Below are 14,684 nucleotides of genomic sequence, written 5' to 3'. Positions count from 1 at the left end.
ACCCAGGCGCGAGCTGCCGGGATAAAAACTATCCCGCGCGGATCTGGCGCGGGATCATATACCGGTATGCGTGGTGGCGAAAAGTTTCAGTAGTTGGAGGTTGAACTCCTCATCGCATCGCCCGTTTTTATAATGATGCAATCAGTGGCGCATTGCTCCTTTGCCGTCAGAATAACATTATCGGGAAGCCTGAAATGCATTGACTTGCTAATTAAGATTTGCTCCGCCATCCCCTTGATAGCCCAGGGAGCCGCAAGGGAAATATTGCCAAACTCGTCATAACGTTGTGTTTTAGTAAAGGCGTTATAGGCAGGATCTTGAATGTCAAAAAGAACATCCCCTGTAAATGTTTTCCCCACCTTGTAGGAAAGCGCGCTGGCTAATGCGTTTAACTCCGATTTTTGTGGGATAATGAAACCATTAAAGATATTGTATGATGCAGCGATCATCGCGAATACTGTCAATATGGGTAGCGCTTTTTTTGCTATGTTGAGTTTGCTTGTCAAGGCATCTAACCCAATAATAATAAGAGCGCATGTGAAGAATTCCAGTGCTATCAGTGACCTATATGCAGCCCAGTTTTCCTTGACTAATAAGTTTGGAGAGTAGGCGCCAATCCCCATGATAATAAACATAAGAACCTTAATCGGGCCTGATTTGCCTTTTATTATTGAAAGTAAACCTATTGCGCAAATTATTAATGAGAGCGTTGTGAAAAAGGTGCCTGGAGTTATATTAAAGTTGTTGATAGCGTTAATCAACGGTTCTTTTATAAACCATCGTAATTTCTCAAGTGGATTATTAGTTAACTCGGCACGTGCAATTGAACTGCCATATAACCATACAGGTATAAATTTTGAAAATAGCAGGCTGCCAAGCATGCCGATAAATAAAGCTGCGCCACTGATTAAAACAATGTGGATGGAAAAGGGTTTGTCTTTTTTCAGACAGTTATCAAGCATGACGAAAAATAAAAATGCCATCGCCGTTGGTTGATATATGGCAAATGCAAACCATAAAATAATGACGGATGCTGCAAATCTTATAATTGTCGTTTTCTTATTGATCGGTTTTAATGTCGCATAACTTATTCCGGCAAGGAGTATGGAGAGTACAAAAGGGAAACATGTCGCCCAGGAATTATAAACCTGTACTGCGGGCGTCAGGCATATTAATAAAGGGAATGCGATCGTTGTTATTTTACGCTCGAATATGTTTCTTTTTTCTATAAATGAAAAAAGAAAAAAGCAAAACATAAATACCGATATTACGGTAAAAAATCTAAGATAGGCAAGGTCATCGATATTGTGAACTAGCGTAAAGGCAAGCCGTCTGGCAACGGCATACAAGGGTCTGCCGGATTGCATATCCCATTGAAACGGAGAACCTTTCCCTGAAAAAACATCGGAAAGTGTCGACCAGTCATCTGAAAATGCGTAACTAAATATAATCGTTGGGCTATAAACTAAGAAAATTGCCGCGAGGTAAAGCATTGCAATAATTTTTTTAGAGTAAGACGTCATCCGTTCGTCCTCAGTGTTCATTGCTCGCCTCTCATTTCGTGTTTTGCTACCTCTTCGATAAAATATTTGGGCCGATTTTTGGATTCCATATATATTTTCCCAACGTATTCGCCAATTATCCCCAAAGAAAGCATCTGGACACCGCCAAGGAAGAAAATCGCAATCATTACCGATGTCCAACCCGCAACGGTATTTCCCAGGAGCTTCTCAATGAAGGCATAGATTGCAGCTAGTGAAGATAGAAGGCATGTGGCAACCCCAGCGGCAGCGATCATACGTAATGGGGTAATTGTCAGAGACGTTATTCCTTCTAACGCCAGTGCTACCATCTTTTTTAAGGGGTATTTTGATTCGCCTGCAACCCTTTCATCTCTGCTATAATAAACGCTGCTGGACTTATAACCCAACAGCGGAATTAGCCCCCTTAAATATAAATTTTGTTCTTTAAAATCTTTTAATGCTGTCAACGCTGTACGGCTAAGAAGCCGGAAGTCCGCATGGTTAGGAACCTGATTGACACCCAGCCCTGACATCAGAGAATAGAATTTATTGGCTGTTGCCCTTTTGAATACTGAGTCACTACTCCTGTTGTCGCGTACGCCATAAACAATCTCAAACCCTTCATTATATTTGTCTATCATTTCCTCAATGCAACCTATATCATCCTGTAAGTCTGCATCAATACTTACGGTAACGTCCGTATCCGCGTTTGCCAACCCCGCCAGCAGGGCGATCTGATGGCCCCGGTTCCTTGATAATTTCAGACCGCGGACGAATGACTTTTCCTGTGATGTGGATTTAATTTGTTCCCAGGTGTTGTCTTTACTGCCATCATCGACAAAGAGGATATAACTATTTCGAGCGATTTTTTCTTTTTCGAGGAGGTTTTGTAATACCGTGGTAAGCCCCTCCAGGCAGTATGGAAAGGCCTCTTTTTCATTATAACAAGGAACAACGATTGCTAACGAAGGTATTTTGCTCCTCGTGTGGTTTATATTAATTTCTTTCATTTCATTGACCAGTATTTGTTTAGAATAAAACCAGCTGTTGTGTAAATCACCATGCCTACAACTTGCGCTGTATAAATAGCATTAGGTATGACGATGAAAAAAACTTTCATTGCTATTAAATTTAAAATGTAACAAAAAGCGCATGTGGACAGGAATTTGATAAATCTCAGGGGGCTTAATGTCGTTGAGAAAGTGAACTTCGCATTCATAACAAAACTGAAAATAATGCCAACGACATAACCTGTTGCATTTGAAAGGTAGACTCCCACGCCGACATGCATCAGGCCAAATATAACAACTGCCGTAATGGCTGTATTTGCCAGGCCAACGATAATGTACCTGACCGCTTCTCTGGATATATTTTTTTTCAAGGTGTAATTAATCATTTATTGATTTACATCAATTTTGCAAAGGGGCGGTTAAGAGACTGAATGCACGGTCGATATAAGCAATGAGCCCCTGGAATATAAGTATTTGACGCCAACTCGTGGTCGGTGTCAACCTGGGTTTTTATTACCGTGGACATATTCCACGTCGGGTATTGTTTTACGTTTCTCTGGCCGAGCTTGTATGGATATGATAATGCCGAATGGCGGCGATATAAAAGCCGGAAAGCAATCGGAGGCGTGAGCTCTGGTGCGGTCATATCAGGCAGAGCTGCGGTATTAACTTGTCTACTGTTACGGTATTTATGCGCGGACGTTGCTGCGCTCAAGAAGAAAAAACAGTTTAAATCTCCCGGATAGGGCTGAGGGCGGGGAGTGAAAATATTGTGAGTTTTTTGTTTTTTTATTGTTAATTATATCATTTGCATGATGACGTAATTTTCTTCCAACGTCTCCCGTCACAAAGGATATCACGCCTCGAAGGGGCTATAATTATCATCTTCATGATTTACTGCGGAGCAATCGTTGATAGATCGTAACGCCTCATCTTTCTGCCGTGTAGCGATATTCGCGATGCAGGACGAGGAGTCGTTGGTAAAAACGAAAAAACCCGCACGAGGCGGGCTTTAGATTAACCAGGCAGTCTTAGAACTGGTAGGTGATACCCACGGCGAACTGATCGTCGGTGGCTGCGCCACTTACCGCCGCGTCTTCATCATCGATCAGATTGAATTTGTATGCGGTGTAAACGTTGAAGTTTTTGTTGAAATAGTACCAGGCACCCAATTCAACGTAGTTCATGATATCCGCATTAGTGTCTTCTTTGGCGCCCAGGTCTTTACCTTTCGCGTAGACATAGCCCAGGGATGGACGCAGGCCAAAATCAAACTGATACTGAACAACGGCTTCGATGTTCTGGGTGTGATTGGCAAAGCTGCCAAAAGTCGTTTTCTCCAGCGGAGTCATGTTACGGGATTCACCGTACATGACTGATGCATACAGACTATTTGCATCGTATTTAGCCGCCAGGTTCCAGACTTCAGCTTTTTCGCCTCTGCGGTCCGCAGCTTGTTCATCAGTACGGTCAGAGTTGCTGTAGGCGCCAACGAAACCGAAGCCGTCAAAGTTGTAGTTAACGGAGAAACCAAAACCGTCGCCGTTTGATTTTTTCGCGGTGGTATCGTTGTTTTTACCCTGATACTGCAGAGCAAAGTTCAGGCCATCCACCATGCCGAAGAAGTCGGTGTTACGGTAGGTTGCTACGCCGTTGGTACGGCCGGTCATGAAGTTATCGGTGTAAACCAGACCGTCACCACCCCACTCAACGAGCATATCAGTGTAACCCGCCGCGTCATAAACCACGCCGTAGTTACGACCATAATCGAATGAACCGTAGTCGCTGAATTTCAGACCGGCGAATGCTAAACGAGTAGCGCTGCCCTGTTGACCTTCCGGTTTGTCCGCTTTGATGTTGTATTCAAACTGGCCATAGCCGGTCAGTTCATTGCTAATCTGGGTCTCGCCTTTGACGCCGAAACGCGCATAGGAGGTATCGTCAGAGTTGTTGTTGCCGCCATCATGGGTCATGATGTGTTCGCCAACCATTTTGCCGTAGAAATCCAGTTTGTTGCCGTTCTTATTATAGATCTCTGCTGCATTAGCCGCGCCAGCAACTAATAAAGCTGGAACCAGAATTGCCAGTACTTTTCTTTTCATTATATATTCCCTTTTGATTATAATTAATATGAATTGTGTCATTCCTTCCGGGGTGACTATTAAATACTAACGACGAAGTTCATTTTTCTTTAAATTAAAAATGTAACTAAATTATATCTAATATTACAAAATGTTTCTGTTCTATTCATTATATTTAAATTGGATTGGTGTTTGAAAATTTATTTATTGTATTTATGTCTTTTAATAACATTGGTTTATGATTGGTTTTGTATGATTTTTGTTGTCCATAAGCTTCATGTGCTCTATGAATTGCGGGGTTATATTTATATGTTATATGTTTATTTCTCAATCTCTGATTGCCGCCGCTTTTCTGTAAAGATAAAGCGAAGGGCGAGCAAGCAAATATGATATTTGAGGCAGGGAAGGTGGGGGTGAATATGGTCTCAGAAATTCAGTTATATTCATTAATTTGTATTATTTAAAAACGAAATGAATTCATTGACTATATGTAGCAGGCGATAGGGTCGTGCTCCCTACCAGTGCGCAAAATCGAACCCGTGAGAGAGGGATCTGCTGTTTTGCAGGCGTTTTCGCTATATAATGTGACCAATATCACATTTTTACCGGTGGGTGATAGGGGTTGTGAAGTAGATGGAGAACAAATGAATGGAAGATAAAGCGAAAAGAAGTCCTGGCGGGAAACTGGCGCTGTGGGCATTTTACGCCTTTTGCGGCTATTTCCTGTGGGCGATGGCGCGTTACTGGTGGGTTGTCGGGAAGATTGAAAGCGTGCCCGGAGCGACGATTGACGGCGAGCTCGGCTCAACGGCAGGAAAATGGATTGGCGCGCTGCTGGGTTTTCTTGTGTTGGGTATTGTCGGGACCCTTCTCGGGGCGATCGCCTGGTACACGCGTCCTAATCCGCAGATGTATGAACATCACGATTAAAATTGCTATGCTCGTTGCTGGCCTTATATCAAAGGAACGCGCATGGACCTTTATCACTGGCAGCAACGATTTGAAGCCTGGCTAAGCCAACATCACGGGCAAGAGGATGCTGCTCACGATATTTCACACTTCCGCCGGGTATGGGCTACCGCGCAGCAGTTGGCCGAAGAGACCGCTGCCGACCGTCTGGTGATCCTCACTGCCTGCTACTTTCATGACATTGTCAGCCTGGCGAAAAACCATCCTGAGCGAAGCCGTTCTTCCGCGATGGCGGCGGAAAAAACGCTGGCTATCCTTCAGTCCGCTTTTCCTGATTTCCCCCCGGAACGCTACGCGGCGGTTTTACACGCGATTGAAGCCCACAGTTTTAGCGCGGCAATTGCACCGCAAAGTGAAGAAGCGAAAATCGTCCAGGATGCCGATCGCCTTGAGGCGCTGGGGGCGATAGGGCTGGCGCGCGTATTTGCGGTGTCCGGCGCGCTGAACAATAGCTTGTTTGATGCCCGCGATCCCTTTGCTGACCGGCGGGAACTGGATGACAAAACGTATGCGCTGGATCACTTCCAGTGCAAGCTGCTGCGTTTACCGAAAACGATGCAGACAGAAAAGGGCAGGGCAATGGCGGTGCACAATGCGCGTTTTCTGGTGCAGTTTATGGCCAAGCTGAGCGCAGAGCTTCGCGGAGAGCCGATGGCGCTTGATGCTGAGGTTTTGCAGCGCTTTGATCCACTAGCATAAAACTGACCGCGCTATTTATGGTAACCTCTGCAAAAATAGTCGGGCTGGTTGAGGTTATGGCGCAAAATTTATCCAAGGAAAATCCCCCGTCTTTGAAGGTTGAACATACCGGAGAAGACGCGCAGGCGCTATTGCGTCAGCTAATGGCGATATACGATGTCAAAACGCTGGTCGCGCAGTTAATTGCCGTCGGCGAGCAGCACTGGAGCCCGGCTATCCTCAAGCGCGTTGCGACGGTAGCGCGCGCGGCAGGTCGTATCACCCGCCAGGAGCAGGCCCACCTGCGCACGCTCCTGCCGGAGCCGCCGGCGCATCATCCGCATTATGGGTTCCGCTTCGTCGATCTGTTTGCCGGTATCGGCGGTATTCGCCACGGTTTTGAAGCGATTGGCGGGCAATGCGTGTTTACCAGCGAATGGAATAAACATGCGGTGCGCACCTATAAAGCCAACTGGTACTGCGATCCTGAGCAGCATCGTTTCAATGAAGATATCCGCGATGTGACTTTGAGTCATCTCCCTGAGGTGAGCGAGGAAGAAGCCGCGCAGCATATACGCCAGACTATCCCGCAGCATGACGTTTTACTGGCCGGCTTCCCCTGCCAGCCGTTTTCTCTCGCCGGCGTGTCGAAGAAGAATGCCCTGGGTCGCGCTCACGGCTTTGCCTGCGAAACGCAGGGGACGCTGTTTTTTGACGTGGTCAGGATTATCGCCGCCCGTCAGCCGCCGATTTTTGTTCTGGAGAACGTCAAAAACCTGAAGAGTCACGATCGGGGGCGGACGTTTCGTATCATTATGCAGACGCTGGATGAGCTGGGGTACGAGGTTGCCGACGCGGCGCATACCGGGGCGGATGACCCTAAAGTCATCGACGGGCGCTATTTTTTACCCCAGCACAGGGAGCGTATTGTGCTGGTGGGTTTCCGGCGCGATCTCCAGCTGCATGAGGGATTTACCCTGCGCGATATCGCCGCTCTCTATCCCACTCGCCGGCCGACCTTTGGCGAGCTGCTGGAGCCCGCGGTTGACGACAAATTTATTCTCACCAGGGTGCTGTGGAAGTATCTCTATCGCTACGCGCGTAAGCACCAGGAGCGGGGGAACGGTTTTGGCTACGGGCTCGTCGACCCAACGAATCCGCACAGCGTGGCGCGAACGCTCTCTGCGCGCTATTACAAAGATGGCGCGGAAATCCTCATTGACCGGGGCTGGGATCGGCCTCTGGGCGAAAAGCATTTTGATGACCCTGAAAACCAGCTTCGTCGTCCGCGCAGGCTGACGCCCCGCGAGTGCGCGAGGCTTATGGGTTTTGAGACGCCGCAGGGATATCGCTTCCGTATTCCGGTCTCGGATACCCAGGCCTATCGCCAGTTTGGCAATTCCGTCGTCGTGCCGGTATTTGCGGCGGTGGCGAAGCTGCTGGCGCCGCGTATTGAACAAGCGGTTGCCAGGCGTGAGCAAGAGATTAACCATGGCCGACGTTCACGATAAAGCCACCCGCAGTAAAAACATGCGCGCGATAGGCACCCGCGATACGGCAATAGAGAAACGGCTGGCTGGGCTACTGGCGGGCGCCGGATTCTCTTTTACCGTACAGGATGCCGCGCTGCCCGGCCGCCCGGATTTTGTCGTGGCGGACTATCAGTGCGTTATCTTTACCCACGGCTGCTTCTGGCATCATCATGATTGCTATCTGTTCAAGGTTCCCGCCACAAGAACTGCATTCTGGCTGGATAAAATAGCCAAAAACGTGGCGCGCGATCGCCGGGATATCGGGCGACTGGCGGAGCAGGGATGGCGGGTGCTGGTGGTCTGGGAGTGCGCGCTGCGCGGGCGAAAGAAGCTCAATGACGACGCGCTGGGAGAACGGCTGGAAGAGTGGATCTGCGGCGGCGGTCAGTGCGCGCAGATCGATACTCAGGGCATAGGTGTGCTGGACGCTACTTCTCCGCCTTACAGGATGTAATTTCACGACGCGCCGGGAGCAGGTATTTGCCGAGCGTCACCAGAATGACCGCGAAGATGATAATCCCGAGCGCCAGCCACTCTACGGCAGATAAGCTTTCTCCGGCAAAGCCGGTTCCCAGCAGTACGGCGACCACCGGGTTTACGTAGGCATAGCTGGTCGCTACCGCCGGTGTTACGTTACGAATCAAATACATATATGCGTTAATGGCGATAAGCGAACCGAAGATAGCCAGATAGGCGACGGCAAAAATACCGGACCACGACGGCATCTGGGTTAATTTTTCTCCGGTTAGCGTGGAAGCAATCATCAGCACGACGCCTGCCGCCAGCATCTCAATGGCGCCCGCCATCATCCCCGTTGGTAGCTCGATTCGCGAGCCGTAGACGGAACCAAAAGCCCAGCTCATTGAACCGATAAGTATCAGCAGCGCGCCCCAGGGATTACCGTTCAGGTTGCCGCCGCTGTTGAGCAGTACGATCCCCGCGAGGCCAATAGCGATACCCAACCACTCAAGCTTACGGGTCGCAATACCAAAAAAGCGGCTAAAACACAGGGTGAACAGCGGCACCGTCGCGACCATGACCGCCGCAATGCCTGAAGGCACGTGCTGATGTTCGGCGAGCGTCACAAAGCCATTACCTACCGCCAGCAGCAGCACACCAATCAGCGCCGCGTTAAGCAGCGGCTTTCGCGCAGGCAGCTTATGACCGGTTGCCAGTAGCCAGGCAGTCAGCACTGCGCCCGCGGAAAGAAAACGCACGCCAGCCATCATCAGCGGAGGCCAGCTGGCGACGCCGACGGCGATAGCGAAATAGGTGGAACCCCAGATGATATACAGCGCAAACAGCGCCCCGATGAGCGGTAACAGCTGACGGGTAGACATACTTCCTCACGACGGTGCAGAGATAGAAAGGGGACGTATAGTAAACGTGAAAACTATCGTGCTGGCGAGTGCTTTAATTCGCCTGCTATGGTTAAATTTTTGTTGACTATGGACACCGGTGGGCGAAAAAGCGCTTTTGCTTCATACTTCAGGAGGAACAATCATAAATGAAGGAATGCAATTTTGGCGGGAAGTAGTCTATTAACCTTATTGGATGATATTGCCACGTTACTCGATGATATTTCGGTCATGGGGAAACTGGCAGCAAAAAAAACGGCAGGCGTATTGGGAGACGATCTCTCGCTTAATGCTCAACAGGTCACCGGCGTGCGGGCTAACCGCGAACTGCCGGTCGTTTGGGGCGTAGCCAAAGGCTCATTGATCAATAAAGTCATCCTGGTGCCGCTGGCGTTGTTGATCAGCGCTTTTATTCCGTGGGCGATTACGCCGCTGCTGATGCTGGGGGGCGCGTTTCTGTGCTTTGAAGGCGTCGAGAAGGTGCTGCACAGCCTGCAGGCGCGCAAACACAAGGAGGATCCGCAGGTTCGCCAGCGGCGGCTTGAGGCCCTGGCGAACCAGGACCCTATGGCTTTTGAACGGGATAAAGTGAAAGGGGCGATACGCACCGATTTTATTTTGTCGGCTGAAATTGTCGCCATCACGCTTGGGATTGTGGCGGAAGCGCCGTTATTGAATCAGATCCTGATTTTATCCGGCATCGCGCTTCTGGTGACGGTGGGGGTCTACGGTCTGGTGGGGATCATCGTCAAGCTGGATGATATGGGCTACTGGCTGGTGGAGAAAACCAGCTCGCTGGCGCAGTGGACAGGCAAGGCGTTGTTGGCGATCGCGCCCCGTCTGATGAAAGTGTTGTCCATCGTTGGCACTCTGGCGATGTTCCTGGTGGGCGGCGGTATTGTGGTCCACGGTATTGCACCGCTGCACCACGCTATTGAAAATCTGGCCCATGGGCAGAACGGGGTCATTGCCTCGCTGCTGCCAACGGGCGCCAACCTGGTGCTGGGATTCATCATTGGCGCCATCGTGCTGGCTGGAGTGAAAGCGATTGCCGCTCTGCGTCGTCCGGCAAAGTAAATGTGCTCCTGGTCATGCAAAGTGGTTCAGCTTCGTCTATGTTAAATCTGTTTCTTCCTGATACCGGAGGCAAAAATGGTCTTGTTGGTCAGTGATGAAGTCAGGCGTAAAAGCGGTGGCCCCCGAATGGTCGTTACCGGGTTCGCCAACGGCATGGTTGAATGTCGCTGGTATGACGGTTACGGCGTTAAGCGCGAGGCGTTTCGTGAAGATGAACTTATTCGCGGAGGGGGAGGGAAGCTGAACCGCCCCTGACCCGTTATCAGCGCCCGGCATTCGTCGGGCGCTTTCATATTAATGGTTGTTTTACGAACAGGGAGCGTGGATGACGTTTGCTTCTTTAACCGTGCTGCGAGAAAACGATGGATAAGCTGATGTGGGTGAAAAAATTGCGCCAGATTTTAAGCCCCGGATATGTGGTTAACCTCTGTTTTTTTATCGTCTTCTGCTTTTCCACGTTATTGATATGGCGTGAGATCAAGGTCCTGGAAGAAGCCTACGTCGCAAATCAGCGCAATAATCTTGAAAACGTTTCCCATGAGTTCGACAGCCTGCTGCAGTTTAATATCGACAGAATGATTTTTTTTCGTAACGGGATGCAATCGGCGCTGGGAACGCCGCTGGATTTTGTCGTATTGCGCAAGGCGGAAGAGGATTATTTAAAGAAGCGGCATGATCCCCTCTGGTCCGTTGAGATTCATAACCGGCGGACGCTGCCGGTCTATGGCGTTGCCGATGCGTTTGTCGACGGCGACGCGCTTCTCTCTCGCGATAATTCCTTTTCCGGCAATGAGCTCATGGCCACTCTTGAGCTGGGCTATATGCTGCGTCTGGCTAATAACAACCGTGGTTTTGCGAAACGCATGCTGTACGTATCGCGCAGCGGGTTTTTTACCACGACCGAACCGCTGGAAAATTCGACACAGGCGCTGGCGCTGTATTCGCGGGCGACAAGCGCCCCCTGGTTTACCCGGCAAACGCAGAGGAATAATCCTGCGCGCGGCATCGTGTGGCAAACCTTTCCCGATGAGGCGTCGCAGCGCGAAATGCAGGTGGTGACGGCGTCTATTCCGCTTGATTTCCAGCGCTATTGGCTCGGCGTACTGGCAATGGATTTCTCGGTACAAGAGATGAAAACGTTTCTGGTCAATGCGATTAAAACGGGCGAAGAGGGCGAGTACCAGCTTTACGATAATCAGCTCAATTTGATTGCCTCTTCCGCGCCGGGCAACGTACTAACGCTGCTGTCGCCGCGGGAACAGGAGATGATGAGCCGCGCGTCTTCTCATGAGAATCAGGGAGGGATTCGCCTGGTCACGCGTTATATCAGCTGGGAAAACTTACGCAATTTTGATGGGGTACTGATCCGTATCCATACGATCCGGGAAGGCGTCCGCGGTGACTTTGGCAGCATCACCATTGCTTTAATGCTGATGTGGCTCATGTTCACGCTGATGTTGATGATCTCCTGGCTGGTGATCCGCCGAATGGTGCGCAATATGAGCGTGCTGCAGACCTCCCTGGAGTGGCAGGCCTGGCACGATGCGTTAACCCGCCTATTAAACCGCGGCGCGCTGTTTGAACGCGCCACTGCAGAAACTCGCCTGAGCGAGCGTTTAAAGCGGCCCGTTGCGGTGATTCAGCTCGATCTGGATTATTTCAAAAGCGTTAACGACCGGTACGGCCATCACGCGGGCGATCGCGTGCTGTCGCTGGTGGCGAGTACTATCGCCAGCCATATTCGGCAAGGCGATCTTGCGGGGAGAGTTGGCGGGGAGGAGTTCTGTATTGTGCTGCCGAATACCGCGTTAAAAGAAGCGAAGGCGATTGCTGAACGGATCCGTATCCGGATCAATAGCCGCGAAATTTTGCTGGGTAACAGCACGTCTTTGCGTATTACCGCTTCGTTTGGGGTGAGCTGTAGCGAGGATTCGGGTGAGTATAACTTTGAAAATTTGCAGTCTGTTGCCGATCATCGCCTGTATCTGGCCAAGCAGAACGGGCGCGATCGGGTCTGCGCCGAAGGGTAAAATTAATTCCTCATGTAAATAAATTGAATTGAAATCATCCACTACGGTTATTTTAGTGAGATTATTCTTAAAAAACGTTTGGCGGCGATCGGACGTTCGTGGAAGAACAAATGTCTGTAGTCCTTGCCTGGCGAGCGTTGCCAGCGTGAGGGGGAAGGTAAGCCACATTTTTCAATAATTTGCTTCATGAATGTTTGTTGTCATGCAAAATAATTGAGGGTAATGTTTGTAGCGCATCGGATATCCTGGTGTAACGAATTTTCAAGTGCTTCTTGCATTAGCAAGCTTCATCCCGACTCCTGCGAGTCGGGATTTTTTTCGCTCAGAATTCAGCGGTTGGCTTCCGTGATGCTGAAATCATGGATATCGAGCTCAAAGGCCTCAGCCAGCTCGCGCCAGGTGTGGTAACCCCGGCCATCAATACTGACGTGGTGGGGATCGTCTTGCGTACGCTGAACTTCACTTTCGCTGATTTCATTAATCGCCGCCAGCAGGGCGTCAACGTCTACGCTTCCTGCGCCTTGATTTTCTTTGGCGGTTTTCATTGCGGGTACCTCGCTTAACTCAGACAGGGCTATTTAAGTATAGTCGGTCTACAAAAACAGCAGTTACCGGGCAGGACACTGCGCGATCGGCAGTTTTGTTCTACACTGGCTCAAAAATAGAGGAGATGAGTTATGCAGGTAAACGATCGTGTCACGGTGAAGACCGATGGTGGCCCACGTCGATCGGGTGTTGTACTGGCGATAGAGTCGTTTAGCGAAGGCGTAATGTACCTGGTTTCGCTGGAAGATTACCCGCTCGGGATCTGGTTTTTTAATGAGAACGGTCATCCCGACGGTATTTTCGTTGAGCGGGACGAGTGATTTGCCTCAAGTGAACTGGCGGCAGCGGCCGCCAGCGTCTTTCAACGCAGGTTGACGTGAATTCCGGAGGTGATGTTTTCAGCCAGTCGTACGATATGATAAATCACCTGTTTGTTGTGGGTATGAATTTTCTTTTTAATATTGCCCTTATGCGATGAGACGGTTTTGGCCTTAATGTTCATCTGCGCTGATATGTGCGAGGTTCCGTGCCCGGCCATCCACATCTGCAGCATATTTGATTCGGTCTGGCTTAAGGACAGCGTGGGGATATTAATCCGGGTGGGACGATAGTTCTCATATTTCAGGCGGATGGCAAGGATGTCGTCCAGGTCTTTTTCGGTCAGTGATTTAGAGCAGATAAGTAAGTTTTTGCGCACCAGCAGGTAGTGATCGAAATGTATATTCGCCAGCGACATAAAGATAACAAATAGCGTCGCAGGATACTGGCTAATGATTTGCCGGATAAGCTGGTTGCTCTCTTCATGATGAATAAAGCAGTCTTCGTTGATAAATACCACCGTAGGGCGGCTAGTCTCGCAGAGAGCCTTCAGGCTCGGTGCACTGTGTACTTCAGTGATATCGCGCTTCCTTACCCCTCTGCCCGTCAGGTACCCGGTTAATCCCAGCCGGGTGAAGCTGCACAAATCCATGATAATCGTTGACATGACCCATCCTCAATCAACACGTAACGATAATTTATTCCTCGCTGACAAGCGCGATGAAGTCCATTTTGTTAGCAATAAAAAACGACTGCTGCCGTGGAACCATTAGGCAGCCTGAACTATTCCGTAATAAGCCCCATAATTTGCCAGGAATATTCTCAAAGTAAAGGCTACAAATCGCTATGTGGAGGAAATAAAAACAATAAATACCCGTCATATATAAGTTTGCCATTTTAGCGGCTTTTTAAAATAGGATTATCCTTATATTGAATGGTTAAAATAACACCTGCTGATTTATGGGTTTTATTCGATGGGTTAGAATAACTTAACATTTGAAGGCTATTTTTTACCATATTGGGTGTGCCCGACGTTCGCCCTGCTGCGCTGTTGCCGAATCGCGAAGGGTGGCGAGCTTAACGCTTTAATGCCACAATGTTTTTTTATCGGTGTGTGGGATGGATGATGAAAAAGATAGTGTTTGCTGGCGCTCTGCTGGCCCTGGCCGGCTGTGTTCAGGTTGATAGCTACAGCGAGGTTGTTAAAGCGCCAGCGCCGGCTGGGCTGGAAGGATACTGGCAATCGGCCGGCCCGCAGAGTGAAATGATGAGCCCGGATGCGATTGCGAGCCTGATCGTCACCAAAGAGGGCAATACCCTTGACTGTCGCCAGTGGCAGCGGGTTATCGTCCTGCCGGGTAAATTAATGAAGCGTGATGATGCGGTTTATAACGTCACCTCCGCGTTGGATGTTTATCCGATTGAGCGCGAAGGCGATACCCTGAGCTACGACCGGATGACGCTCAAGCGGGTGGATCGTCTCACCCCTGAGTGTGAACAGGCATGGAAAAAGGCCTCGGCTGATAAAAGCGGGCAATAAGCTTTTTGCGGGCTGAAACCCT

16 protein-coding genes are annotated in these 14,684 nt (G+C 49.6%); 9 read left to right on the top strand and 7 right to left on the bottom strand.

Translation table 11 applies throughout. The annotated features are described in order from the left end of the window. Window positions 1-86 precede the first annotated feature (86 nt). From ABLU87_RS00835 to ABLU87_RS00820, 4 genes are all read right to left on the bottom strand, one after another. On the bottom strand, window positions 87-1,544 hold the full coding sequence (locus ABLU87_RS00835) for a glucosyltransferase domain-containing protein (protein ID WP_348865897.1): 1,458 nt from the start codon (window positions 1,542-1,544) through the stop codon (window positions 87-89). Beyond that, the gene (locus ABLU87_RS00830; protein WP_047723436.1) at window positions 1,541-2,533 is read right to left on the bottom strand and encodes a glycosyltransferase family 2 protein; all 993 of its coding nucleotides are present in this window, start codon (window positions 2,531-2,533) and stop codon (window positions 1,541-1,543) included. The genes ABLU87_RS00835 and ABLU87_RS00830 overlap by 4 nt, the downstream gene beginning before the upstream one ends. Continuing rightward, on the bottom strand, window positions 2,530-2,919 hold the full coding sequence (locus ABLU87_RS00825; RefSeq protein WP_049082128.1) for a GtrA family protein: 390 nt from the start codon (window positions 2,917-2,919) through the stop codon (window positions 2,530-2,532). The genes ABLU87_RS00830 and ABLU87_RS00825 overlap by 4 nt, the downstream gene beginning before the upstream one ends. A gap of 645 nt (window positions 2,920-3,564) precedes the next feature. Beyond that, window positions 3,565-4,635, bottom strand: a complete 1,071-nt coding sequence (locus ABLU87_RS00820; protein WP_025106098.1) for a porin — start codon at window positions 4,633-4,635, stop codon at window positions 3,565-3,567. Window positions 4,636-5,262: 627 nt separating this feature from the next. On the opposite strand from ABLU87_RS00820, the gene drpB reads away from it, so the two are divergent. The 4 genes from drpB to ABLU87_RS00800 are packed head-to-tail and all read left to right on the top strand — an operon-like array spanning window position 5,263 to window position 8,247. After that, complete coding sequence (gene drpB, locus ABLU87_RS00815; protein ID WP_004852229.1) at window positions 5,263-5,544, top strand: cell division protein DrpB; 282 nt, start codon at window positions 5,263-5,265, stop codon at window positions 5,542-5,544. Between the two features lie 42 nt (window positions 5,545-5,586). Then, window positions 5,587-6,282 (top strand): phosphohydrolase, encoded by a 696-nt coding sequence (locus tag ABLU87_RS00810; RefSeq protein WP_014229888.1) that lies wholly within the window; start codon window positions 5,587-5,589, stop codon window positions 6,280-6,282. A 56-nt stretch (window positions 6,283-6,338) separates the two neighbouring features. Then, window positions 6,339-7,772, top strand: a complete 1,434-nt coding sequence (locus tag ABLU87_RS00805; RefSeq protein ID WP_025106099.1) for a DNA cytosine methyltransferase — start codon at window positions 6,339-6,341, stop codon at window positions 7,770-7,772. Continuing rightward, on the top strand, window positions 7,753-8,247 hold the full coding sequence (locus tag ABLU87_RS00800) for a very short patch repair endonuclease (RefSeq protein WP_025106100.1): 495 nt from the start codon (window positions 7,753-7,755) through the stop codon (window positions 8,245-8,247). Before ABLU87_RS00805 ends, ABLU87_RS00800 begins: the two co-directional genes overlap by 20 nt. Here the strand turns inward: ABLU87_RS00800 and yedA are convergent. Beyond that, window positions 8,222-9,133, bottom strand: a complete 912-nt coding sequence (gene yedA / locus ABLU87_RS00795; RefSeq protein WP_009652574.1) for a drug/metabolite exporter YedA — start codon at window positions 9,131-9,133, stop codon at window positions 8,222-8,224. The two genes, ABLU87_RS00800 and yedA, sit on opposite strands and share 26 nt — an antisense overlap. A gap of 183 nt (window positions 9,134-9,316) precedes the next feature. Between yedA and ABLU87_RS00790 the strand changes: the two genes are divergently transcribed. The 3 genes from ABLU87_RS00790 to dgcQ all read left to right on the top strand — a co-directional run bounded on the left by ABLU87_RS00790 (window position 9,317) and on the right by dgcQ (window position 12,258). Continuing rightward, window positions 9,317-10,228 (top strand): DUF808 domain-containing protein, encoded by a 912-nt coding sequence (locus ABLU87_RS00790; protein ID WP_004852222.1) that lies wholly within the window; start codon window positions 9,317-9,319, stop codon window positions 10,226-10,228. A 75-nt stretch (window positions 10,229-10,303) separates the two neighbouring features. Next, entirely contained in the window at window positions 10,304-10,483 is a 180-nt protein-coding gene (locus ABLU87_RS00785; protein WP_109241205.1) for a DUF2158 domain-containing protein, read from the top strand. Window positions 10,484-10,590: 107 nt separating this feature from the next. Continuing rightward, complete coding sequence (gene dgcQ, locus ABLU87_RS00780; RefSeq protein WP_122117833.1) at window positions 10,591-12,258, top strand: cellulose biosynthesis regulator diguanylate cyclase DgcQ; 1,668 nt, start codon at window positions 10,591-10,593, stop codon at window positions 12,256-12,258. A gap of 329 nt (window positions 12,259-12,587) precedes the next feature. Here dgcQ and yodD read toward each other — a convergent pair whose 3' ends face one another. After that, window positions 12,588-12,803: a YodD family peroxide/acid resistance protein gene (gene yodD / locus ABLU87_RS00775; protein ID WP_014229881.1), complete on the bottom strand. Its 216-nt coding sequence runs from the start codon at window positions 12,801-12,803 to the stop codon at window positions 12,588-12,590. Window positions 12,804-12,935: 132 nt separating this feature from the next. Here yodD and dsrB point away from each other — a divergent pair, with 132 nt between their 5' ends. Next, window positions 12,936-13,124: a protein DsrB gene (gene dsrB, locus ABLU87_RS00770; RefSeq protein ID WP_004136599.1), complete on the top strand. Its 189-nt coding sequence runs from the start codon at window positions 12,936-12,938 to the stop codon at window positions 13,122-13,124. A 41-nt stretch (window positions 13,125-13,165) separates the two neighbouring features. Here the strand turns inward: dsrB and rcsA are convergent, their stop codons facing one another. After that, on the bottom strand, window positions 13,166-13,789 hold the full coding sequence (gene rcsA, locus ABLU87_RS00765) for a transcriptional regulator RcsA (protein ID WP_025106103.1): 624 nt from the start codon (window positions 13,787-13,789) through the stop codon (window positions 13,166-13,168). Between the two features lie 456 nt (window positions 13,790-14,245). Here rcsA and yedD point away from each other — a divergent pair, with 456 nt between their 5' ends. Continuing rightward, window positions 14,246-14,662, top strand: coding sequence for a lipoprotein YedD (gene yedD / locus ABLU87_RS00760; protein ID WP_161505342.1), 417 nt, complete (start codon window positions 14,246-14,248; stop codon window positions 14,660-14,662). Window positions 14,663-14,684 lie beyond the last annotated feature (22 nt).

This window comes from Klebsiella sp. CB_Kp196, from assembly GCF_040061575.1.
GTDB lineage: Bacteria > Pseudomonadota > Gammaproteobacteria > Enterobacterales > Enterobacteriaceae > Klebsiella > Klebsiella michiganensis.
This window is presented reverse-complemented; position numbering and strand designations above follow the sequence as displayed.